The following is a 21,346-nucleotide window of genomic DNA, read 5'->3' on the forward strand; positions in this document are numbered from 1 at the left end:
TGGCCGTGGCTAGGAAAACTCCTATCGAGCGCTACCGTAACATTGGTATCAGCGCTCACATTGACGCCGGTAAGACCACTACTACCGAGCGCATTCTGTTTTACACTGGTGTGAACCACAAGATTGGTGAAGTTCACGACGGCGCCGCCACCATGGACTGGATGGAGCAAGAGCAGGAGCGTGGTATCACCATTACCTCCGCCGCTACCACCACGTTCTGGAAGGGTATGGGCCTGCAGTATCCGGAGCACCGCTTCAACATCATCGACACCCCGGGACACGTGGACTTTACCATCGAGGTAGAGCGTTCCATGCGTGTGCTGGACGGTGCCGTGATGGTTTACTGCGCGGTGGGCGGTGTGCAGCCGCAGTCGGAAACCGTATGGCGTCAGGCCAACAAGTACCAGGTTCCGCGTATCGCCTTCGTGAACAAGATGGACCGTCAGGGTGCCAACTTCTTCCGTGCCGTAGAACAGGTGAAAACCCGTCTGCGCGGCAACCCGGTGCCTATCGTGGTGCCGATCGGTGCCGAAGATGGCTTCGAGGGTGTGGTTGACCTCTTGAAGATGAAGGCCATCATCTGGGACGAAGCGTCCCAGGGCATGAAGTTCGAATACGGTGAGATCCCGGCCGACCTGGTTTCCGTAGCCGAAGAATGGCGCGAGAAGATGGTTGAAGCCGCTGCTGAAGTCAGCGACGAGATGATGGACAAGTACTTGGGCGGCGAAACGCTGACCGAGGAAGAGATCGTCAACGGCCTGCGTCAGCGTACCCTGCGCTGCGAAATCCAGCCGATGCTGTGCGGTTCCGCGTTCAAGAACAAGGGTGTACAGCGCATGCTGGACGCCGTGATCGATCTGCTGCCGAGCCCGCTGGACGTTCCGCCGGTGCCGGGTGAGCTGGACGACGGCACCCCGACCACCCGCAAGGCCTCCGACGACGAGCACTTCTCGGCACTGGCATTCAAGCTGATGAACGACCCGTACGTCGGTCAGCTGACTTTCTTCCGCGTCTACTCGGGCGTGGTGAAGTCCGGCGACACCGTGCTGAACACGGTCAAGGGCAAGAAAGAGCGTATCGGTCGTATCGTGCAGATGCACGCCAACGACCGTAAAGAGATCGAAGAAGTTCGCGCCGGCGACATCGCCGCTGCCATCGGTCTGAAAGAAGTCACCACCGGCGAAACCCTGTGCTCGCTTGATGCTCCGCTGATTCTGGAACGCATGGAATTCCCGGACCCGGTGATTCACGTTGCCGTTGAGCCGAAGACCAAGGCCGACCAGGAAAAGATGGGTGTTGCCCTGAACCGCCTGGCCAAGGAAGACCCGTCGTTCCGCGTGCGTACCGACGAAGAATCCGGCCAGACCATTATTTCCGGTATGGGTGAGCTGCACCTGGAAATTCTGGTTGACCGCATGAAGCGCGAATTTGGCGTGGAAGCCAACGTCGGTGCCCCGCAGGTGGCCTACCGTGAAACCATCACCAAGACTGTTACTGACGTGCAGGGTAAGCATGCCAAGCAGTCTGGTGGTAAGGGTCAGTACGGTGATTGTACGATCACTCTGGAACCGTCCGGCGAAGGTCAGGGCTACAAGTTCATCGACGAGATCAAGGGTGGTGTGATTCCTCGCGAATTCATTCCTTCCGTTGACAAGGGTATCCGTAACTCGCTGAACAACGGTATTTTGGCTGGGTTCCCGGTGGTTGACGTGACTGTACGTCTGACTTTCGGTTCCTACCACGATGTCGACTCTTCGCAGATCGCCTTCGAACTGGCTGGTTCTATTGCATTCAAGGAAGCCATGCGCCGTGCCGGTCCGTGCATCCTTGAGCCGATGATGGCCGTGGAAGTGGAAACGCCGGAAGAGTACATGGGCGACGTGATGGGCGACCTGAACCGTCGTCGCGGCATCGTTCAGGGTATGGATGACGACGGCCTGGGTGGCAAGAAGATCAAGGCTGAGGTACCGCTGGCCGAGATGTTCGGTTACTCGACCGACCTGCGTTCGGCAACCCAGGGTCGTGCTACGTACTCCATGGAGTTCAAGCACTACTCCGAGGCGCCGAAGCACGTCGCTGATACCGTCATGAACGCCAAGAAGTAATGCGCGCTGAGGTTGGCTGAAGCCCTCTTCGGCCAACCTGATCTGTTGTTCTTTAATTAAGGAATTTTGCAAAATGGCAAAAGAAAAGTTTGCGCGGACTAAACCGCACGTAAACGTCGGCACCATCGGTCACGTTGACCATGGTAAAACTACGCTGACCGCCGCTATCACCACCATTCTGTCGAAGAAGTTCGGTGGCGAAGCCAAAGACTACTCCCAGATCGATAGCGCGCCGGAAGAAAAGGCTCGTGGTATTACCATCAATACCGCGCACGTAGAATACGAAACCGAAAACCGCCACTACGCCCACGTAGACTGCCCGGGCCACGCCGACTATGTGAAGAACATGATCACCGGCGCTGCCCAGATGGATGGCGCGATCCTGGTGTGCTCGGCCGCTGACGGTCCGATGCCGCAAACCCGCGAACACATCCTGCTGTCCCGTCAGGTAGGTGTACCGTACATCATCGTCTACCTGAACAAGGCTGACCTGGTGGACGACGCCGAGCTGCTGGAACTGGTGGAAATGGAAGTGCGCGACCTGCTGTCGTCCTACGACTTCCCGGGCGACGACACCCCGATCATCATCGGCTCCGCTCGTCTGGCGCTGGAAGGCGACCAGTCGGAATACGGCGAACCGTCGATCTTCCGTCTGGCCGACGCGCTGGACAGCTACATCCCGACCCCGGAACGTGCTGTTGACAAGCCGTTCCTGCTGCCGATCGAAGACGTGTTCTCGATCTCCGGCCGTGGCACCGTGGTGACCGGTCGTGTTGAGCGCGGCATCGTCAAGGTCGGTGAAGAACTGGAAATCGTGGGCCTGAAGGCCACCGCGAAGACCACCTGCACCGGCGTGGAAATGTTCCGCAAGCTGCTGGACCAGGGTCAGGCTGGTGACAACGTCGGCGTGCTGCTGCGCGGCACCAAGCGTGAAGACGTCGAGCGTGGTCAGGTTCTGGCCAAGCCGGGCTCGATCACCCCGCACACCAAGTTCTCTGCTTCGGTCTACGTACTGAGCAAAGAAGAAGGTGGCCGTCACACCCCGTTCTTCGCCAACTACCGTCCGCAGTTCTACTTCCGCACCACCGACGTGACCGGCGCTGTTAGCCTGGCCGAAGGCGTGGAAATGGTAATGCCGGGTGACAACGTGGAAATCACCGTGGAACTGATCGCTCCGATCGCCATGGAAGAAGGTCTGCGCTTCGCCATCCGCGAAGGTGGCCGTACCGTCGGCGCCGGCGTCGTTGCCAAGATCATCGCCTAATCGGAAAGCCTAAGATGCAAAGCCAAAAAATCCGCATTCGCCTGAAAGCTTTCGATTACAACCTGATCGACCGCTCCGCCCAGGAAATCGTTGAAACCGCCAAGCGCACCGGCGCCGTGGTCAAAGGCCCGGTTCCGCTGCCGACCAAGATCGAGCGTTTCAACATCCTGCGTTCGCCGCACGTGAACAAGACTTCCCGCGACCAGCTGGAAATCCGCACTCACCTGCGTCTGATGGACATCGTTGACCCGACCGACAAAACCGTGGACGCGCTGATGAAGCTCGATCTGCCGGCCGGCGTCGATGTGGAAATCAAGCTGCAGTAAGCACGAGGGTTCGCCCGTTGCAGGCCTAAGTGCTTGCGATAGTTGAATTTTCTGTGATACATTAGCGGGCTCGCCATTTTGGCGAGTCCGCTTTTGTTTTTATGAGCCGGTCAATCGTAATCGGCCCTGCAAAAGGAAATAAACATGAGTTTAGGTCTTGTCGGTCGCAAAGTCGGCATGACCCGCATTTTTGCCGAAGATGGTGCTTCCATCCCGGTAACTGTGCTGGACATGGCTGCCAATCGCGTCACGCAAATCAAAACCGCCGAAGTTGATGGCTACGAGGCTGTTCAGGTTACCTACGGTTCCTGCAAAGCCAACCGCGTCAACAAGGCTGAAGCTGGTCACTTTGCCAAGGCAGGCGTTGAAGCCGGCCGTGGTCTGGGTGAGTTCGTCCTGAGCGCTGAACAGCTGTCGCAGTTCAAGCCGGGCGATGCCATCACCGTCGAAATCTTCCAGGTGGGTCAACTCGTTGACGTTACCGGTACCTCCAAGGGTAAAGGTTTCTCCGGTGTGATCAAGCGTCACAACTTCTCCTCCAACCGTGCTTCCCACGGTAACTCGCGTTCGCACAACACTCCGGGTTCCATTGGTCAAGCGCAGGATCCGGGTCGCGTACTGCCGGGTAAGCGCATGGCTGGTCAGTACGGTAACGTGCAGAGCACCGTGCAGCGCCTGGAAATCGTCCGCATCGATACCGAACGTCAACTGATTCTGGTCAAGGGTGCAGTTCCGGGTGCCACGAACGGTGATGTCGTCGTTCGTCCTAGTGTGAAGGCGGGTGCGTGATGGAATTGAAGGTTATCAATGTACAAGGTCAGGCTGTAGAAGGCCTGCAAGCTTCCGAAGGTTTGTTCGGTCGCGAATACAATGAAGCTCTGGTCCATCAGGTGGTTACTGCGTTCCTGGCTAATGCCCGTAGCGCCAACCGTGCCCAGAAGACCCGTGCTGAAGTGAAGCACTCCACCAAGAAGCCGTGGCGTCAAAAGGGCACTGGTCGTGCCCGCTCGGGTATGACTTCCTCGCCGATCTGGCGTGGTGGTGGTCGCACCTTCCCGAACAGCCCGGATGAGAACTTCTCGCACAAGGTAAACCGCAAGATGTTCCGTGCCGGTATGGCCGCGATTCTGTCGCAGCTGGTCCGTGACGAGCGTCTGATCGTTGTCGACAACTTCGCGGTTGAAACGCCGAAAACCAAAGAGTTCGTCGGCCTGGTCAAGTCCATGGGGATCGAACAGGGTCTGTTCATCACCAACGAAATGGATGAAAACCTGTATCTGTCGTCGCGCAACCTGCCGAATGTGCTGGTGATCGAGACTCAGCAAGTTGATCCGTACAGCCTGCTGCGTTTCAAGAAAATCGTGATCACTCGCGACGCCGTGAAGCAACTCGAGGAGCAGTGGGCATGAATCAGGAACGTTTGTTGCAAGTAATCCTTGCTCCGGTTGTTTCCGAGAAGAGCACTCTCGTCTCCGAGAAAAACCAGCAAGTCGTGTTCCGCGTCGCTAGCGATGCTACCAAGCCGGAAATCAAAGCGGCTGTCGAGATGCTGTTCAATGTAAAAGTTGATGGCGTTTCCACCGTGAACGTCAAGGGCAAGGTCAAGCGCTTTGGTCGTACTTTCGGCCGTCGCAAGGACTGGAAAAAGGCTTACGTCAGCCTGGTAGCCGGTCAGGAAATCGACCTGACTGCGACTGCAGCTGAGTGAGGAGATAGAGCATGCCTATCGTTAAAGTAAAACCGACTTCCGCGGGTCGCCGTGCCGTAGTCAAGGTGGTTCACCCTGACCTGCACAAGGGTGCTCCGCTCGCCGCCCTGGTCGAAAAGAAGAATTCGACCGCCGGCCGTAACAATAACGGCCACATCACCGTACGTCATCGCGGTGGTGGTCACAAGCAGCACTATCGCATCGTCGACTTCCGTCGCAACAAGGATGGTATTCCGGCCAAGGTTGAGCGTATCGAATACGATCCGAACCGTACCGCGCATATCGCCCTGCTGTGCTACGCCGATGGCGAGCGTCGCTACATCATCGCGCCGCGCGGCGTGAAGGTTGGTGCCGTGCTCCTGTCCGGTGCTGAAGCTCCGATCAAGGCCGGCAACTGCCTGCCGATCCGCAATATTCCGGTCGGTACCACCATCCACTGCGTAGAACTGCAGCCGGGCAAGGGTGCCCAGATGGTGCGCTCCGCAGGTGCTTCCGCCATGCTGCTGGCGCGCGAAGGTGTTTACGCCCAGCTGCGTCTGCGCTCCGGCGAAATCCGCAAGGTGCATGTCGATTGCCGTGCCACCGTAGGTGAAGTGGGTAACGAAGAGCACAGCCTGCGCAAGCTTGGCAAGGCCGGTGCAACCCGTTGGCGTGGCATCCGTCCGACCGTTCGTGGTACTGCCATGAACCCGATCGATCACCCGCATGGTGGTGGTGAAGGTCGTACGGGTGAAGGCCGTGTGCCGGTTAGCCCGTGGGGCACGCCGACTAAGGGCTTCCGCACCCGTCGCAACAAGCGTACCGACAATATGATCGTACGCCGTCGCTATTCCACTAAAGGGTAATTGACATATGGCACGTTCGCAGAAAAAAGGCCCGTTTGTTGATCTGCACCTTCTGAAGAAGGTGGACGCGGCGCGTGCGACCAGTGATAAACGTCCGATCAAGACTTGGTCGCGTCGTTCGACCGTCCTGCCGGATTTCATTGGCCTGACTATCGCTGTACACAACGGTCGCACCCATGTGCCGGTTTATGTTTCCGAAAACATGGTCGGTCATAAACTGGGCGAATTCTCCCTGACTCGTACCTTCAAGGGCCATGCCGCCGACAAGAAGGCGAAGAAGAGGTAAGGTGAAGCGATGAGAGTATCTGCACATTTGAACACCGTCCGCCTGTCGGCACAGAAGTGCCGTCTGGTGGCCGATTTGATCCGCGGCAAGTCCGTTGATCAGGCCCTGAACATCCTGGCGTTCAGCCCGAAAAAAGGCGCCGTGATTGTCAAGAAAGTGCTGGAGTCGGCTATCGCCAACGCCGAGCACAACGAGGGTGCCGATATCGACACCCTGAAGGTGGCTGCCATCTTCGTTGACAAAGGTCCGAGTCTGAAGCGTTTCGCTGCCCGTGCAAAAGGCCGTGGCAACCGTATCGAAAAGCAGACTTGCCATATCACGTTGACCGTGGGCAACTAAGGGGTAAGCAATGGGTCAGAAGATTCATCCGACGGGTTTCCGTCTTGCCGTTAACAAGAACTGGTCTTCCAAGTGGTTCGCGAACTCGCATGATTTCGCCGATATGCTCAAGCAGGATATCGACGTTCGCGCCTTCCTGAAGAAGCGTCTTGCTAACGCATCCGTGGGTCGTGTCACCATCGAGCGCCCGGCCAAGTCCGCCCGCATCACCATTCATAGTGCCCGTCCGGGTGTTGTGATCGGCAAGAAAGGCGAGGACATCGAGGTTCTGAAGAAAGAACTGCAGAAGCGCCTGGGCGTGCCGGTGCACGTGAACATCGAAGAAGTCCGCAAGCCGGAAATCGACGCTCAAATCATCGCCGACGGTATCGCTTCGCAGCTGGAAAAGCGCGTGATGTTCCGTCGTGCCATGAAGCGTGCCATGCAGAACGCCATGCGTATGGGCGCTCAGGGCATCAAGATCATGAGCTCGGGCCGTCTTAACGGCATCGAAATCGCACGTACCGAATGGTACCGCGAAGGCCGCGTGCCGCTGCATACCCTGCGTGCCGACGTTGACTACGCTACTTCGGAAGCCAACACCACGTACGGCATCATCGGTATCAAGGTATGGGTTTACAAAGGTGAGCTGAAGCCGGGTCAGGTTCAGGCCGCTCCGGTTGCCACCGAGAAGAAAACGAGAAAGGGTCCGCGCAATGCTGCAGCCAACTAGACTCAAGTACCGCAAACAGCAGAAAGGCCGTAACACCGGCATCGCTACTCGTGGTAACAAAGTCAGCTTCGGTGACTTTGGCCTGAAGGCTATCGGTCGTGGCCGTCTGACTGCTCGTCAGATCGAGGCGGCTCGCCGTGCGATGACCCGTCACATCAAGCGTGGCGGCCGTATCTGGATTCGTATTTTCCCGGACAAGCCGATCAGCTCCAAGCCCGCCGAAGTCCGTATGGGTAACGGTAAGGGTAGTACGGAATACTACGTGGCTGAAATTCAGCCTGGCAAGATGCTGTATGAAATGGATGGCGTTGCAGAAGAGCTCGCTCGCGAAGCCTTCCGTTTGGCCGCAGCCAAGTTGCCGATCCCGACTGTGTTTGTGACTAGACAGGTAGGTCAGTAATGAAAGCGTCCGAACTGAGAGCAAAGACTGATGCCGAGCTGAAGGTGGAACTGCTGAGCCTGCTGAAGGCACAGTTCGCGCTGCGCATGCAGCACGCCACCCAACAGCTTGCCAAGAGCAGTGAGCTGAAGAAAGTGCGTCGCGACATCGCGCGTGTTCGCACCGTTCTGAAAGAAAAGGCGGCTTGATATGAGCGAAACCAAAGTCGTACGTACGCTGACCGGTAAAGTGGTTAGCGACAAGATGGATAAGACTGTAACCGTACTGGTCGAGCGCAAGGTTAAGCACCCGATCTACGGTAAAATTATCCGCCGTTCCAAGAAGTTCCACGCACACGACGAGAACAACGAGTTCCGTGCCGGTGATACCGTTGTCATCAGCGAGTCCCGTCCGCTCTCGAAGAGCAAGTCGTGGGTTGTGACTGCCCTGGTCGAGAAAGCTCGCCAGGTGTAACGCTTGCAGAGGGGCTCGCCCCTCTGTATAATGGCCACTTCCCTGTCCATTCGGGCAGGGGTCGCCCTTTACGGGGTCCAAAACTGGCCGTTTGATACGCCGCAGATTTTTCTGTGGCGTTTCGTCTAACTGAATGCCGAAAAGCCGGCTGAAGGTTGACGAAAGTGACGGGTTAAGTTGGATAGAAAGGTAATCAAATGATCCAAATGCAGACCATGCTTGAGGTCGCTGACAACACCGGTGCGCGCTCTGTTATGTGCATCAAGGTGCTGGGCGGTTCCAAGCGTCGCTATGCAAGTGTTGGCGATATCATCAAGGTGAGCATCAAGGATGCTGCTCCCCGTGGTCGCGTCAAGAAAGGCGATGTGTACAGCGCTGTCGTGGTTCGCACGGCCAAGGGTGTACGTCGTCCGGACGGCTCGCTGATCAAGTTCGATGGCAACGCCGCCGTACTGCTGAACAACAAACTTGAGCCGATCGGCACTCGTATCTTCGGGCCGGTAACGCGTGAACTGCGTACCGAGCGCTTCATGAAGATCGTTTCGCTCGCTCCAGAAGTGCTGTAAGGAGGACGCATGCGCAAAATTCGTAAGGGTGATGAAGTCGTAGTAATCACCGGCAAGGACAAGGGTAAGCGCGGCACCGTTCTTCGTGTTCTGGACGAGAAGGTCGTTGTCGAAGGCGTGAATGTTGCTAAGAAGCATCAGAAACCGAATCCGGTTCGTGGTGTGGCTGGTGGCATCGTTGAAAAGACCATGCCGGTTGATGTGTCCAATGTGGCCATCTTTAACCCGGCTAGCCAGAAGGCTGATCGCGTAGGCTTCAAGACTCTTGAAGACGGCCGCAAGGTGCGCGTATTCAAGTCCAATGGCGAAGTTATCGGGGCCTAAGGAGTCAACATGGCACGTTTCTACGATTTTTACAAAGAAAGCGTAGTGCCTGAGCTGGTAAAACAGTTCGGCTACAAGTCGATCATGGAGGTTCCCCGCATCGAGAAAGTCACCCTGAACATGGGTGTAGGCGAAGCGGTGGCCGACAAGAAGGTGATGGAGCACGCCGTAGGCGACCTCGAGAAAATCGCAGGTCAGAAGGCTGTTGTGACCACGGCGCGTAAATCGATCGCCGGCTTCAAGATCCGCGACGCTTATCCGATTGGCTGCAAGGTAACGCTGCGCCGTGAGCGCATGTACGAATTCCTTGATCGCCTGGTGACCATCGCGCTGCCGCGTGTGCGTGACTTCCGTGGCGTGTCCGGCAAGTCTTTCGACGGCCGAGGCAACTACAACATGGGCGTTCGCGAACAGATCATCTTCCCGGAAATCGAGTACGACAAGATCGATGCGCTGCGTGGGATGAACATCACCATTACCACCACGGCGAAGACTGACGAAGAAGCCCGCGCACTGCTGGCTGCGTTCAAGTTCCCGTTCAAGGGTTAAGCACATGGCAACACTTGCACTGATTAACCGTGAAGAGAAGCGCGCCAAGCTGGTCGCCAAGTTCGCCAGCAAGCGTGAACAGCTCCTCGAAATCATCAACAACCAGAGCCTCTCGGAAGAAGAGCGTTTCGCTGCACGCCTGAAACTTCAGCAACTGCCGCGCAACGCCAGCCCGGTTCGCCAGCGTCGTCGCTGTGCTGTTACCGGTCGTCCGCGTGGCGTCTTCCGTAAATTCGGTCTGGGTCGCAACAAACTTCGTGAAATCGCCATGAAAGGCGAGATCCCGGGCGTTGTGAAGGCCAGCTGGTAATAGGAGATACAGAATGAGCATGCATGATCCTATTTCCGATATGTTGACCCGCATCCGCAACGCTCAGCGTGCTTCCAAGGCTGCCGTATCCATGCCTTGCTCCAAGCTGAAGGTTGCACTGGCCCAGGTGCTGAAGGATGAAGGTTATATCGAAGACTTCGCCGTAGCCGGCGAAGAGAAAAAGCCCGTCCTGGATATCCAGCTCAAGTATTATGCCGGTCGTCCGGTTATTGATCGCATTGAGCGCGTATCCCGTCCTGGCCTGCGTGTTTACAAAGGCTCCACCGAGATTCCGAAAGTCATGAACGGTCTGGGTGTTGCAATTGTATCCACCTCCAAAGGTCTGATGACTGATCGCAAGGCCCGCGCAGCCGGTATCGGCGGCGAGCTTCTCTGCATCGTGGCGTAAGGAGAGGGTTGAATGTCTCGCGTAGCAAAGAATCCCGTAGCGATCCCGGCCGGTGTTGAAGTCAAGTTCAACGCCACCGAGGTGAGCGTCAAGGGCGCTCTTGGTACCCTCAGCACCGCTTTGTGCGGTGAGGTTGAAGTGAAACTGGATAACAACCAGCTGACCTTCGCGGCCAAGAACGACAGCAAGTTCGCTCGTGCCATGTCTGGCACGTTGCGCGCCCTGCTCAACAACATGGTGAATGGTGTCAGCAAAGGCTTCGAGAAGAAGCTGACCCTGGTCGGCGTGGGCTATCGTGCCCAGGCTCAGGGTGATGCCGTCAACCTGTCTCTTGGTTTCTCGCACCCGGTTTCCCACAAGATGCCGGCCGGTGTGAAAGTGGAAACCCCGACTCAGACCGAGATCCTGATCAAGGGCGCTGACAAGCAGCTCGTTGGTCAAGTCGCTGCCGAAATCCGTGCCTACCGCTCCCCGGAGCCGTACAAGGGCAAGGGCGTACGCTATGCCGACGAGGTCGTGGTTCTGAAAGAGACCAAGAAGAAGTAATTGAGGCCCTGACATGGACAAGAAACAAGCTCGACTCCGCCGTGCACGCAAAACCCGTGCCCGGATTGCGGAGCTCAAGATGGTGCGCCTTTCTGTATACCGCACCAACTGCCACATTTACGCTCAGATCATTGATGAGACTGGTAGTCGTGTGCTGGCCAGCGCTTCCACTCTGGAAGCCGAAGTGCGCTCTGATCTTTCCAATGGTGGCAACCAGGCCGCTGCAGCCGTAGTCGGCAAGCGGATTGCCGAGAAAGCTAAGGCAGCTGGCATCGAAAAAGTCGCTTTTGACCGCTCTGGTTTCCAATACCACGGCCGTATCAAAGCGCTGGCCGATGCAGCTCGCGAAAGCGGCCTCGTATTCTAATTCGGAGTGAAGAATGGCTAAGCACGAAATGGAAGATCGTGGCGACGGTCTGATCGAGAAAATGATCGGCGTCAACCGCGTCACCAAAGTGGTGAAGGGCGGCCGTATCATGGCTTTCTCCGCTCTCACCGTAGTTGGTGATGGCGATGGCGGTATCGGCATGGGTAAGGGCCGTTCCAAGGAAGTGCCGGTTGCAGTGCAAAAGGCAATGGAATCGGCTCGCCGCAACATGGTGAAGATTCCCCTGAAGAACGGTACCCTGCATCACACCGTAATTGGTAAGCACGGTGCTACCACCGTGTTCATGCAGCCTGCCAAAGAAGGTACCGGTGTAAAGGCCGGTGGCCCGATGCGCGCGATCTTCGACGCGATGGGGGTTCGTAACGTGTCCGCCAAGGTGCACGGTTCGACCAACCCGTACAACGTCGTACGCGCAACCCTGGACGGTCTGAACAAGATCTTCGTTCCTTCGCAGATCGCCGCCAAGCGTGGCCTGACTGTCGAGGAAATCCTGGGGGTGGAGCATGAGTAACGCCAAGACTGTCAAGGTGACTCTGGTGAAGAGCCTGATCGGTCGCCTGGAATCCCACAAGGCCTGCGCTCGTGGTCTGGGTCTGAAGAAGATCAACCAGACTGTCGAAGTGCTCGATACGCCTGAAAACCGTGGCATGATCAACAAGATCAGCTACTTGTTGAAAAGCGAGGGCTAAGCGATGTTGCTGAATACCATTAAGCCGGGCGCGGGCGCGAAACACGCCAAGCGTCGCGTTGGTCGTGGCATCGGTAGCGGTCTGGGCAAGACTGCTGGTCGTGGTCACAAGGGCCAGAAGAGCCGCGCAGGTGGCTTCCACAAGGTCGGTTTCGAAGGCGGTCAGATGCCGCTGCAGCGCCGCCTGCCGAAGCGTGGCTTCAAGTCCCTGTCCGCCGGCAAGACTGCCGAGGTTCGTCTGTCCGAACTGAATCAGTTGCCGGTTGATGAAATTGATTTGCTCGCCCTCAAGCAAGCCGGCATCGTTGCCACCCAGGCCCTGGTGGCCAAGGTGGTGCTGTCTGGCAAGGTTGAGCGTGCTCTGAAGTTGCGTGGCGTGGCCGTGACGGCCGGCGCTCGCGCTGCTATCGAAGCCGCTGGCGGCAGTATCATTGAATAAGGCGCACGTACGTGGCGAATACTTCTCTAGTCTCTAATGGCAACAAGTTTGCCGATCTGAAGCGGCGCGTGCTGTTCCTGATCGGTGCACTGATCGTTTACCGCATTGGTGCGCATATACCTGTACCCGGTATCAACCCTGCCGAACTAGCGAAGTTGTTCCACACGTCGCAAACGGGCCTCCTCGACATGTTCAACATGTTCTCGGGCGGGGCCCTTTCCAGATTTACGGTATTTGCCATTGGCATTATGCCGTACATCTCGGCCTCTATTATTCTGCAGTTGGGATCGGAAATCGTTCCGATGCTCAAGGAGCTTAAGAAAGAGGGCGACGCTGGACGTCGTAAGATAACCCAGTACACACGTTACGCGACTGTTTTGCTGGCGACTTTCCAAAGTTTCGGCATTGCAGTGATGCTTTATAAGCAGCCTAACCTGGTGGTGACTCCTCAGTGGGAGTTTTACCTGACGACTGTGGTTACGCTGGTAACCGGCACCATGTTCCTGATGTGGCTTGGTGAGCAGATGACTGAGCGCGGTATCGGCAACGGTATTTCGCTGATCATCTGTGCCGGTATTGCCGCCGGTGTACCTGCCGCCATCGGTAAAACACTGACCCTGACCAGTCAGGGTTCGTTGCCTATCCTGTTTGCCATTGTGTTGTTTGCATCGGTGATTCTGGTGACTTACCTGGTCGTGTTCGCCGAACGCGGTCAACGTAAGGTGCTGGTGAACTATGCCAAACGACAGGTTGGCAATCGCGTCATGCAGGGCCAGAGCACGCATATGCCGCTCAAGCTCAACATGGCAGGGGTGATTCCGCCGATCTTTGCTTCCAGCATTATCCTGTTCCCGGCTACCGTCATCGGCTGGTTCGGCAACACGGAAGGCATGGGCTGGCTGAAGTCCGTTGCAGACAAACTGCATCCGGGCCAGCCGATCTATGTTCTGCTGTATGCAACGGCGATCATTTTCTTCTGTTATTTCTACACGGCCTTGGTGTTCAACCCCAAGGAGACGGCAGACAACTTGAAGAAAAGTGGTGCCTTCATCCCGGGGATTCGTCCAGGTGAGCAGACTTCGCGTTACATCGAGAAGATCATTCTGCGGCTGACGTTGATCGGTGCGATCTATATCACGTTGGTTTGCCTGTTGCCTGAGTTCCTGATCCTGAAGTGGAATGTTCCGTTCTACTTTGGTGGGACCTCGCTGTTGATCATCGTCGTTGTGACGATGGACTTCATGGCTCAGGTTCAATCCTACATTTTGTCGCACCAGTATGAGAGTTTGCTGAAGAAAGCTAATTTCAAAGGCAATGCTCTTACCCGCTGATATACGAGTTCACACTGGGTTATATGGCTAAGGAAGATACCATTCAGATGCAGGGCGAGGTCCTGGAGACGTTGCCGAACGCAACCTTCAGGGTCCAGCTTGAGAATGGACACGTAGTGCTCGGGCATATTTCCGGGAAGATGCGGATGCACTACATCCGCATCCTTCCTGGCGATAAGGTCACGGTGGAGTTGACTCCCTATGATCTGTCCCGTGCCCGAATTGTGTTCCGTGCAAAATAATGCACTCGCTCTTTTTAGAGATTGAAAGGAACTGACATGCGAGTTCAGCCTTCGGTAAAGAAAATTTGCCGTAACTGTAAAATTATCCGTCGCAACCGTGTTGTTCGCGTGATCTGCACGGATCCCCGTCACAAGCAAAAACAAGGCTAATATTTGTTAGCCTGCGTTTTGCGTGATACAATCGCAAGCTTTTCAAGGTCTTAAGGCTTAAGGAAAGAGTATGGCCCGTATTGCAGGGGTAAACATCCCCAACCATGCGCATGCCGTTATCGGCCTGCAGGCTATTTACGGCATCGGTCAAACTCGTGCTCAGCAAATTTGCGCTGCAGCAGGTGTTGTTACCTCCACGAAAGTGAAGGATCTGACCGACGCCGAAATGGACAAACTGCGTGAAGAAGTAGCCAAGTTCACCGTTGAAGGTGATCTGCGCCGCGAAATCACCATGAGCATCAAGCGTCTGATGGACATGGGCTCTTACCGTGGCATGCGCCATCGTCGTGGCCTGCCGTGCCGCGGCCAGCGTACTCGCACCAATGCTCGTACCCGCAAAGGTCCGCGCAAGGCGATCGCCGGCAAGAAGTAATCTTAAGGAACACAGATAATGGCTAAAGCAAACACAGCTGTCCGTGTACGCAAAAAAGTGCGCAAGTCTGTTAGCGAAGGTATCGTGCACGTGCACGCTTCGTTCAACAACACGATCATCACTATCACCGACCGTCAAGGCAATGCTTTGTCTTGGGCTACCTCTGGCGGCGCTGGTTTTAAGGGCTCGCGCAAGAGTACACCCTTTGCTGCTCAGGTAGCAGCGGAGCACGCTGGTAAAGTTGCCCAAGAATACGGTGTGAAGAACCTCGAAGTTCGTATCAAAGGCCCGGGCCCGGGTCGTGAATCTGCCGTTCGCGCGCTCAACGCGCTGGGTTTCAAGATCACCAGCATCTCCGACGTGACGCCGGTGCCGCACAACGGCTGCCGTCCGCCCAAGAAACGTCGTATTTAATTCGGAGAGTGTGAGAACATGGCACGTTATATTGGCCCGAAATGTAAACTCGCGCGTCGCGAAGGTACCGACCTGTTCCTGAAGAGCGCGCGTCGTGCACTGGATTCCAAGTGCAAACTGGACAGCATTCCTGGTCAGCATGGCGCTCGCAAGAGCCGTCTGTCTGATTATGGCGTCCAACTGCGTGAAAAGCAGAAGATCCGCCGCATTTACGGCGTGCTCGAGCGCCAGTTCCGCAACTATTTCGCCGAAGCTTCGCGCCTGAAGGGCTCGACCGGCGAAAACCTGCTGAAACTGCTGGAATCCCGCCTCGACAACGTCGTATACCGCATGGGCTTTGGCTCCACCCGCGCCGAAGCGCGTCAGCTGGTGAGCCACAAGGCCATCGTGGTGAACGGTCAAGTTGTGAACATCCCGTCCTTCCAGGTGAAGGCTGGTGATGTTGTTGCCATCCGCGAAAAAGCCAAGAAACAGGCCCGTATCGTTGAAGGCCTGGCTCTGGCCGAGCAGGGTGGTTTCCCGTCTTGGGTTTCTGTTGACCCCAAGAAGATGGAAGGTGTTTTCAAGTCGGCTCCGGAGCGTTCCGAACTGGCTGGCGATATCAACGAACAGCTCGTTGTGGAATTCTACTCCAAGTAATCGCTAGCTCTAGGGAATGACTATGCAAAACAGCGCTTCGGAATTTCTTAAACCGCGACTCATCGATGTGCAGCCGGTTTCGGCTACTCACGCGCGTGTATCGATGGAGCCGTTTGAACGCGGTTATGCCCATACTCTGGGTAATGCCCTGCGTCGCATTCTGCTCTCTTCGATGCCGGGTTTTGCACCGACCGAAGTCACTATCGCTGGCGTTTTGCATGAGTATTCCGCTCTTGATGGCGTTCGCGAGGATGTCGTTGACATCCTCTTGAACCTCAAGGGCGTGGTGCTTAAGCTGCATGGTCGTGACAGCGTCGTTCTTACCCTCAAGAAAGAGGGTGAGGGCGCTGTTCTGGCTGGCGATATCGAGTTGCCGCACGATGTTGAGGTGATCAATCCGGATCATGTCATCTGCCATCTGGCAGCTGGCGGCAAGATCGATCTGGAAGTGAAGGTCGAGAAGGGTCGTGGTTACCAGCCGGTTAGCGTTCGCGTTAACCAGGACGATAACCGCGCCATCGGTACCATTCAACTGGATGCTTCCTTCTCTCCGGTTCGCCGGGTGAGCTTTGGTGTGGAAAGCGCCCGCGTTGAGCAGCGTACTGACCTGGATCGCCTGGTGCTCGATATCGAGACCAACGGTGTGATCGAACCTGAGCAAGCCGTGCGTAACGCCGCGCGCATCCTGATGGATCAGCTGTCGATTTTTGCTGATCTGCAAGGTACTGCGGTTGAAGAAGTCGTTGAAAAGGCGCCGCCGATCGATCCGATCCTGCTGCGTCCGGTCGACGATCTTGAACTGACGGTTCGTTCGGCTAACTGCCTGAAGGCCGAGAACATTTACTACATCGGTGACCTGATTCAGCGTACCGAGACCGAGCTTCTGAAGACCCCGAACCTCGGCCGCAAGTCCCTGAATGAGATCAAGGAAGTTCTCGCGTCCAAAGGCCTGACTCTCGGCATGAAGCTGGAAAACTGGCCGCCGGCAGGGCTGGAAAAACCGTAAGGTTTGAGATTAAAGGACATTAACAATGCGTCATCGTTATAGCAATCGTAAACTGAACCGCACGACTAGCCACCGTCTGGCTATGCTGCGCAACATGGCTAACTCGCTGCTGCGTCACGAAGTCATCGTGACCACGCTGCCGAAGGCCAAGGAATTGCGTCGTGTGGCTGAGCCGCTGATCACGCTGGGCAAGAAGCCGTCGCTGGCAAACCGCCGCTTGGCTTTCGACCGCACGCGTGACCGCGACATCGTGGTAAAACTCTTCGACGTACTGGGTCCGCGCTACACCGCCCGCAATGGCGGTTATGTTCGCATCCTGAAGTACGGCTTCCGCAACGGCGACAACGCTCCGATGGCTCTGGTTGAGCTGCTGGACCGTCCGGAAGATGCGGTAGCAGTGGAAGAAGAAGCCGAGTAACCTTCGGGTGCTCTGAATAAAAAAGCCAGCGTAAGCTGGCTTTTTTATTTTCCTCTTCGCGAAGGCTAGAAAATGGATAGCCCGGTGCGGGTGGTGAAACGGTCGAGCGCTTCCAGTCCGATCAGCGAATTGCCTTGGCTGTCCAGCGCCGGGCTCCACACCGCCATGCTCAGCTTGCCGGGGATGACCGCCAGGATGCCTCCCCCCACGCCGCTTTTGCATGGTAGTCCGACCCGGTAGGCGAATTCACCGGCGGCGTCGTAGGTGCCGCAGGTGAGCATGATGGCGTTGACCTGCTTGGCCTGGCTGCGGCTCAGGCGCTGCTGGCCGCTGACCGGGGAGAGACCGTGGTTGGCGAGGTAGAGGCCGGCGCGGGCGAGTTCGGCGCAGCTCATGGTGATGCTGCAGCTGTGGAAGTAGCTGTCTAGGGTGCGCTCTACCGGATTGACCATGTTGCCGTAGCTTTTCATGAAGTGCGCCAGTGCGGCATTACGGTCGCCGTGCTGTTGCTCGGATTGCGCCACCTCGAGATCGAAGGCGAGGTCGTCGGCGCCGCTTTCCTGGCGCAAGAAATCCAGCAGCACCGCCTTGGCTTCGCCGTACAGCGAGTTGGCGAGATCAGTCACCACCAGCGCACCGGCGTTGATGAAAGGATTGCGGGGAATGCCGTTCTCGTTTTCCAGCTGGATCAGCGAGTTGAAGGGGTTGCCTGACGGTTCCTTGCCAACGCGGGTCCACAAGTTGTCGCCAAGACGTCCCAGCACCAGCGACAGCATGAATACCTTGGACAGGCTCTGAATCGAGAACCGGGTGTCGGCCTGGCCGGTGGAGTATTGCTGGCCGTCGAGCGTGGCGATGCTGATGGCGAACTGCTGTGGGTTGATCTTGGCCAGGGCGGGGATGTAGTTCGCCACCTTGCCCAGTCCGAAATAGGGGACGATGTCCTGCGCTATTTCATCGAGGAGGGTCTGATAATCCATGTGTCTTGTGTTGTCAGGGTGTGTTGTCGTTGGCGGCCCTGTGGCGGGCTCTTGTCGGCCCCCTCTCTGGAGTTGCCGTCAGAAAGTATAGCGTAGCTCAAGCACCTCGAAGGGGTCGCCCAGCTGCAGGATCCCTTCGTTGCGGGGTACCAGGTTGACGCCGAAGCAGATGCCCTCGGGCAGCTGGCGAGTCTTGATCAGGGTGGCAAGGGGCTCGCCGTCTGGCGACGGCATGCCGTTGTCAGGATTGACCGTGGTCAGGGTGCAGCGGGTGCAGGGTTTGGCGACGTCGAAGATCACCGCGCCGATGCGTACCACCTTCCAGTCGTCTTCTTCGTAGGGCGTGGCACCGCTGACAACCAGGTTGGGGCGGAAGTGGCGCTGGGTGACCGGCTGGGGCAACTGGGTGTTGAGTTCGTCGAGCGAGCTCTGGTTGACCAGCAGGTAGGGGTAACCATCGGCAAAGGACAGGCCGTGTTCGCTGGTCTTCTGCTTGCGATGGGAGTGGCGCCCCAGCCACAACAGGCGGCAGGGAATACCGAGGTAGCGGCTGAACCAGGCGTCGGTCCGCGGCGAGCCATGATAGGCGGTGAAATGGTCTTTCCAGACGCTGGTAGCGCTGGGGGTGTCGAATTCGGTGGCGAGCGCGGCGACGGGGGCCATGTCCGGGGCCTGGAACAGGATGGCGCCGGGAATCGGCGTGCAGCGGATCGTGAGCAGTTGGGGATAGTCGCGTGCGGTAATGAAGCGCCCGGCCTCATCGGTCAGCAGCCACTCACGGTCGTGCAGCAAGCCCTGCCACGAGGCAAACGCCCGGGTGTACGGAATGCCGCGGGCGGATTTGAGGGGGTGGACGTACATGCTGGCCAGTTGCACGGATCTGCTCCTTAGGAATGTGCGTTGCTGCGGGGTGAATGGGGCCTGCCTGGCGTGCTCGGCTGCGGTGATGCCGGGCGTGGGTTGGCCATGGCCTGGCTGCTGTGTGGGCATCGGTCCGGTTTGGCCGCTTTCTTGCGATAGGGTTGTCGCGTCTCGCCGGATGACGTCATGGCGTTGGCTTCATGGCGCTTGGCCCGACCGGGCGGGTGCTGCCTGCGAGGTTAGCAGGCCGGAGCGCGCTCGGGTAGCGTGAGCGGCATCCAGGCGGTACCGGCAGGTACCAGGCGGCTCAAGAATCCTCCTGCCAGGCCGATCAAGAAGGGGAGGTGACGCTCTGGCGCCTCGTGGCCGGCTGTCCCTGATCCGGCTCCAGGTGGCTGACGAGTAGGGTACTAGGGTTTTTCCTGAGAGCCTATGCTGAAGGCTTAGTAGTATCCTGAGGGGGGCTGACTGCTGCCAGGCAGCCTCCGATGTACCCGGCGGCCAGGGTTGGCCGAAGCCGTGTGCCGGCATAACCAGGGGAGAACAATGAAACAAGCAAATCATGGCTGGAGTCTGCGGGCAAGGTTGCTGGGGCTGCTGGGCCTGGTGGCCGTGCTGGTCTGTGTGCAGGGTGGCTGGAGCCTGCTCAGTGAGCGTGACAGCCTGCTGCAGGATCGCAAGGACAAGGTGCGCAATCTGGTCGAGGCGACGGTGGCGGTGGTGGCCAACTACGAGCAGAAGGCTGCCAGCGGGGCGCTGAGCGAAGCGCAGGCCAAGGCGTTGGCGGCGGCGGCGCTCAATGCCATTCGCTACGATGGCAAGGAGTACTTCTTCGCTTACGACCAGAATATGGTGTACGTGGCGCATGGCGCGCGCCCCGACAAGATCGGCCAGAGCGCCCACGGCATGAAAACGCCGGAAGGCGTCGACCTGGCAGCGCTGTTTCTGAAAACCGTGCAGGAGGGGCAGGGCAAGGGTTTTGCGCCTTACGTCTGGGACAAGCCGGGCTCCACGACGCCGCAGCCGAAGATATCGTACCTGACGGTCACGCCGGGCTGGCACTGGATGATCGGCACCGGGCTGTACCTGGACGATCTCGACGCGGCCTTCCAGCGGGCGCTGCTGGGCCTGGTGTTGCGGGTCGGCGTGGTGCTGGCGTTGCTGCTCGGGGGCGGGTTGCTGCTGGTGCGCAGCGTGCTGCGTCAGCTCGGCGGCGAGCCGGCGGCGACCGCCGCCATCGTGCGCCGTATTGCCGACGGCCAGCTGGATGCCTCGATTGCGCTCGTTCCGGGCGACCGCGACAGCCTGCTGGCGGCGGTGGCCGACATGCAGTCGCAGTTGCGCCAGCTGGTGCAGCGGATTGCGGAAGGGGCCAATACCATGTCCGGCATGAGCTCCCGGATCGCCGGTAACGCCGAGTCGGTGGCGCAGTCTTCGGGGCAGCAGAGCGGTGCCGCGACGTCGATGGCGGCTTCGGTGCAGCAGATGACGGTGAGCATCAACCAGATTGCCGAGCATGCCCAGGACGCGCGCCAGCTATCGCAGGCTTCCGGCACGCTGTCGCGCGAGGGCGGGGAGGTGATCGCCAGCGCGGTGGGCGAGATGCAGCGCATCAACGAGTCGGTGGATCAGGCTGCGTCGAGCATCGGCGAGCTGGCCCAGAAGACCCAGACCATCTCCAGCATCATGCAGGTGATCAAGGATATTGCCGATCAGACCAATCTGCTGGCGCTCAACGCGGCGATCGAGGCCGCGCGTGCCGGGGAGAGCGGACGCGGTTTTGCCGTCGTGGCCGACGAGGTGCGCAAGCTGTCGGAGCGTACCGCCCAGGCTACCCAGGAAATTGCCGGCATGATCGATGAAATTCGTCTGACTTCGGATGCTTCGCACAGCACCATGGCCGAGGCGGTACAGCGCGTGAAGAGCGGGTTGCAGCTGGCGGAGCAGGGCGGTGAGGCGATTGCGCGCATCCGCGACAGCGCCCAGCAGGTGGTGCTGGTGGTGAACGATATCTCGCACTCGCTGAAGGAGCAGAGCGAGGCGAGTCAGGGGATTGCCCGCCACGTCGACGATATCGCGCAGAGCGCGGCGGTCAATGCCGACGCCTCGCTGGCGGCGTCGCATGCGATCGAGGACTTGCATGCGCTGGCCGATACCCTGCGCGACCAGGTGGCGCGGTTCCGCTGGTAAGCGCGCTAGTCGCTGCAAGTAGGCC

34 protein-coding genes are annotated in these 21,346 nt (G+C 58.0%); 32 read left to right on the forward strand and 2 right to left on the reverse strand.

Translation table 11 applies throughout. The annotated features are described in order from the left end of the window. Positions 1-5: 5 nt before the first annotated feature. The 31 genes from fusA to rplQ all read left to right on the forward strand — a co-directional run bounded on the left by fusA (position 6) and on the right by rplQ (position 17,290). Positions 6-2,105, forward strand: a complete 2,100-nt coding sequence (fusA, locus tag AC3WG5_RS08060) for an elongation factor G (protein WP_492568357.1) — start codon at positions 6-8, stop codon at positions 2,103-2,105. Between the two features lie 73 nt (positions 2,106-2,178). Further along, the gene (gene tuf / locus AC3WG5_RS08065; RefSeq protein WP_008955879.1) at positions 2,179-3,369 is read left to right on the forward strand and encodes an elongation factor Tu; all 1,191 of its coding nucleotides are present in this window, start codon (positions 2,179-2,181) and stop codon (positions 3,367-3,369) included. A gap of 14 nt (positions 3,370-3,383) precedes the next feature. Further along, entirely contained in the window at positions 3,384-3,695 is a 312-nt protein-coding gene (gene rpsJ / locus AC3WG5_RS08070; protein WP_008955635.1) for a 30S ribosomal protein S10, read from the forward strand. A gap of 144 nt (positions 3,696-3,839) precedes the next feature. Further along, positions 3,840-4,484 carry a 50S ribosomal protein L3 gene (gene rplC, locus AC3WG5_RS08075; protein ID WP_014085760.1) on the forward strand — a complete coding sequence of 215 codons (645 nt, stop codon included), beginning with the start codon at positions 3,840-3,842 and terminating at the stop codon, positions 4,482-4,484. After that, on the forward strand, positions 4,484-5,104 hold the full coding sequence (gene rplD, locus AC3WG5_RS08080) for a 50S ribosomal protein L4 (protein WP_008955637.1): 621 nt from the start codon (positions 4,484-4,486) through the stop codon (positions 5,102-5,104). The genes rplC and rplD overlap by 1 nt, the downstream gene beginning before the upstream one ends. After that, positions 5,101-5,403, forward strand: a complete 303-nt coding sequence (gene rplW / locus AC3WG5_RS08085; RefSeq protein ID WP_008955638.1) for a 50S ribosomal protein L23 — start codon at positions 5,101-5,103, stop codon at positions 5,401-5,403. Before rplD ends, rplW begins: the two co-directional genes overlap by 4 nt. A gap of 11 nt (positions 5,404-5,414) precedes the next feature. Continuing rightward, complete coding sequence (gene rplB / locus AC3WG5_RS08090) at positions 5,415-6,248, forward strand: 50S ribosomal protein L2 (RefSeq protein ID WP_014085761.1); 834 nt, start codon at positions 5,415-5,417, stop codon at positions 6,246-6,248. Positions 6,249-6,255: 7 nt separating this feature from the next. Next, positions 6,256-6,534 carry a 30S ribosomal protein S19 gene (rpsS, locus tag AC3WG5_RS08095; protein ID WP_008955640.1) on the forward strand — a complete coding sequence of 93 codons (279 nt, stop codon included), beginning with the start codon at positions 6,256-6,258 and terminating at the stop codon, positions 6,532-6,534. 9 nt (positions 6,535-6,543) lie between these two features. Beyond that, a complete protein-coding gene (rplV, locus tag AC3WG5_RS08100) occupies positions 6,544-6,873 on the forward strand; it encodes a 50S ribosomal protein L22 (RefSeq protein ID WP_008955641.1) in 330 nt (109 codons plus the stop codon). Between the two features lie 10 nt (positions 6,874-6,883). Then, positions 6,884-7,585: a 30S ribosomal protein S3 gene (gene rpsC / locus AC3WG5_RS08105; protein WP_008955642.1), complete on the forward strand. Its 702-nt coding sequence runs from the start codon at positions 6,884-6,886 to the stop codon at positions 7,583-7,585. Next, complete coding sequence (gene rplP, locus AC3WG5_RS08110; RefSeq protein WP_008955643.1) at positions 7,569-7,985, forward strand: 50S ribosomal protein L16; 417 nt, start codon at positions 7,569-7,571, stop codon at positions 7,983-7,985. Before rpsC ends, rplP begins: the two co-directional genes overlap by 17 nt. Then, positions 7,985-8,173 carry a 50S ribosomal protein L29 gene (gene rpmC / locus AC3WG5_RS08115; RefSeq protein ID WP_008955644.1) on the forward strand — a complete coding sequence of 63 codons (189 nt, stop codon included), beginning with the start codon at positions 7,985-7,987 and terminating at the stop codon, positions 8,171-8,173. Before rplP ends, rpmC begins: the two co-directional genes overlap by 1 nt. Position 8,174: 1 nt before the next feature. Continuing rightward, positions 8,175-8,438: a 30S ribosomal protein S17 gene (rpsQ, locus tag AC3WG5_RS08120; protein ID WP_008955645.1), complete on the forward strand. Its 264-nt coding sequence runs from the start codon at positions 8,175-8,177 to the stop codon at positions 8,436-8,438. Positions 8,439-8,635: 197 nt separating this feature from the next. Further along, on the forward strand, positions 8,636-9,004 hold the full coding sequence (rplN, locus tag AC3WG5_RS08125; protein ID WP_008955646.1) for a 50S ribosomal protein L14: 369 nt from the start codon (positions 8,636-8,638) through the stop codon (positions 9,002-9,004). 9 nt (positions 9,005-9,013) lie between these two features. Continuing rightward, a complete protein-coding gene (gene rplX / locus AC3WG5_RS08130; protein WP_008955647.1) occupies positions 9,014-9,328 on the forward strand; it encodes a 50S ribosomal protein L24 in 315 nt (104 codons plus the stop codon). 9 nt (positions 9,329-9,337) lie between these two features. After that, positions 9,338-9,877: a 50S ribosomal protein L5 gene (gene rplE / locus AC3WG5_RS08135; RefSeq protein WP_008955648.1), complete on the forward strand. Its 540-nt coding sequence runs from the start codon at positions 9,338-9,340 to the stop codon at positions 9,875-9,877. Positions 9,878-9,881: 4 nt separating this feature from the next. After that, positions 9,882-10,187, forward strand: a complete 306-nt coding sequence (rpsN, locus tag AC3WG5_RS08140) for a 30S ribosomal protein S14 (RefSeq protein WP_008955649.1) — start codon at positions 9,882-9,884, stop codon at positions 10,185-10,187. Between the two features lie 13 nt (positions 10,188-10,200). Next, positions 10,201-10,596 (forward strand): 30S ribosomal protein S8, encoded by a 396-nt coding sequence (gene rpsH, locus AC3WG5_RS08145; RefSeq protein WP_008955650.1) that lies wholly within the window; start codon positions 10,201-10,203, stop codon positions 10,594-10,596. Between the two features lie 12 nt (positions 10,597-10,608). Next, complete coding sequence (gene rplF, locus AC3WG5_RS08150) at positions 10,609-11,142, forward strand: 50S ribosomal protein L6 (RefSeq protein WP_008955651.1); 534 nt, start codon at positions 10,609-10,611, stop codon at positions 11,140-11,142. Positions 11,143-11,155: 13 nt separating this feature from the next. After that, on the forward strand, positions 11,156-11,509 hold the full coding sequence (gene rplR, locus AC3WG5_RS08155) for a 50S ribosomal protein L18 (protein WP_008955652.1): 354 nt from the start codon (positions 11,156-11,158) through the stop codon (positions 11,507-11,509). Between the two features lie 13 nt (positions 11,510-11,522). Next, the gene (gene rpsE / locus AC3WG5_RS08160) at positions 11,523-12,041 is read left to right on the forward strand and encodes a 30S ribosomal protein S5 (protein WP_008955653.1); all 519 of its coding nucleotides are present in this window, start codon (positions 11,523-11,525) and stop codon (positions 12,039-12,041) included. Beyond that, positions 12,034-12,219 carry a 50S ribosomal protein L30 gene (rpmD, locus tag AC3WG5_RS08165; protein WP_008955654.1) on the forward strand — a complete coding sequence of 62 codons (186 nt, stop codon included), beginning with the start codon at positions 12,034-12,036 and terminating at the stop codon, positions 12,217-12,219. The genes rpsE and rpmD overlap by 8 nt, the downstream gene beginning before the upstream one ends. 3 nt (positions 12,220-12,222) lie before the next feature. Next, positions 12,223-12,657, forward strand: a complete 435-nt coding sequence (rplO, locus tag AC3WG5_RS08170; protein ID WP_008955655.1) for a 50S ribosomal protein L15 — start codon at positions 12,223-12,225, stop codon at positions 12,655-12,657. An 11-nt stretch (positions 12,658-12,668) separates the two neighbouring features. After that, a complete protein-coding gene (secY, locus tag AC3WG5_RS08175; protein ID WP_008955656.1) occupies positions 12,669-13,988 on the forward strand; it encodes a preprotein translocase subunit SecY in 1,320 nt (439 codons plus the stop codon). A 23-nt stretch (positions 13,989-14,011) separates the two neighbouring features. Further along, positions 14,012-14,230: a translation initiation factor IF-1 gene (infA, locus tag AC3WG5_RS08180; protein ID WP_008955657.1), complete on the forward strand. Its 219-nt coding sequence runs from the start codon at positions 14,012-14,014 to the stop codon at positions 14,228-14,230. Between the two features lie 36 nt (positions 14,231-14,266). After that, a complete protein-coding gene (gene rpmJ / locus AC3WG5_RS08185) occupies positions 14,267-14,380 on the forward strand; it encodes a 50S ribosomal protein L36 (protein ID WP_011137711.1) in 114 nt (37 codons plus the stop codon). A gap of 70 nt (positions 14,381-14,450) precedes the next feature. Beyond that, a complete protein-coding gene (gene rpsM, locus AC3WG5_RS08190; protein ID WP_008955658.1) occupies positions 14,451-14,813 on the forward strand; it encodes a 30S ribosomal protein S13 in 363 nt (120 codons plus the stop codon). Between the two features lie 18 nt (positions 14,814-14,831). Beyond that, complete coding sequence (gene rpsK, locus AC3WG5_RS08195; protein ID WP_008955659.1) at positions 14,832-15,227, forward strand: 30S ribosomal protein S11; 396 nt, start codon at positions 14,832-14,834, stop codon at positions 15,225-15,227. A gap of 18 nt (positions 15,228-15,245) precedes the next feature. After that, positions 15,246-15,866 (forward strand): 30S ribosomal protein S4, encoded by a 621-nt coding sequence (rpsD, locus tag AC3WG5_RS08200; protein WP_008955660.1) that lies wholly within the window; start codon positions 15,246-15,248, stop codon positions 15,864-15,866. A gap of 22 nt (positions 15,867-15,888) precedes the next feature. Continuing rightward, entirely contained in the window at positions 15,889-16,872 is a 984-nt protein-coding gene (locus AC3WG5_RS08205; protein ID WP_008955661.1) for a DNA-directed RNA polymerase subunit alpha, read from the forward strand. Positions 16,873-16,897: 25 nt separating this feature from the next. Continuing rightward, the gene (rplQ, locus tag AC3WG5_RS08210; RefSeq protein WP_008955662.1) at positions 16,898-17,290 is read left to right on the forward strand and encodes a 50S ribosomal protein L17; all 393 of its coding nucleotides are present in this window, start codon (positions 16,898-16,900) and stop codon (positions 17,288-17,290) included. A gap of 65 nt (positions 17,291-17,355) precedes the next feature. On the opposite strand, the gene AC3WG5_RS08215 is transcribed toward rplQ, so the two are convergent. Both AC3WG5_RS08215 and AC3WG5_RS08220 read right to left on the reverse strand, forming a co-directional pair. After that, positions 17,356-18,270 carry a glutaminase gene (locus AC3WG5_RS08215; protein WP_008955663.1) on the reverse strand — a complete coding sequence of 305 codons (915 nt, stop codon included), beginning with the start codon at positions 18,268-18,270 and terminating at the stop codon, positions 17,356-17,358. Positions 18,271-18,348: 78 nt separating this feature from the next. Beyond that, positions 18,349-19,146, reverse strand: coding sequence for an MOSC domain-containing protein (locus AC3WG5_RS08220; RefSeq protein ID WP_492568358.1), 798 nt, complete (start codon positions 19,144-19,146; stop codon positions 18,349-18,351). Between the two features lie 531 nt (positions 19,147-19,677). Here AC3WG5_RS08220 and AC3WG5_RS08225 point away from each other — a divergent pair. Beyond that, complete coding sequence (locus tag AC3WG5_RS08225) at positions 19,678-21,321, forward strand: methyl-accepting chemotaxis protein (protein ID WP_492568359.1); 1,644 nt, start codon at positions 19,678-19,680, stop codon at positions 21,319-21,321. Positions 21,322-21,346 lie beyond the last annotated feature (25 nt).

Source organism: Pseudogulbenkiania sp. FW507-F1 (assembly GCF_058781125.1).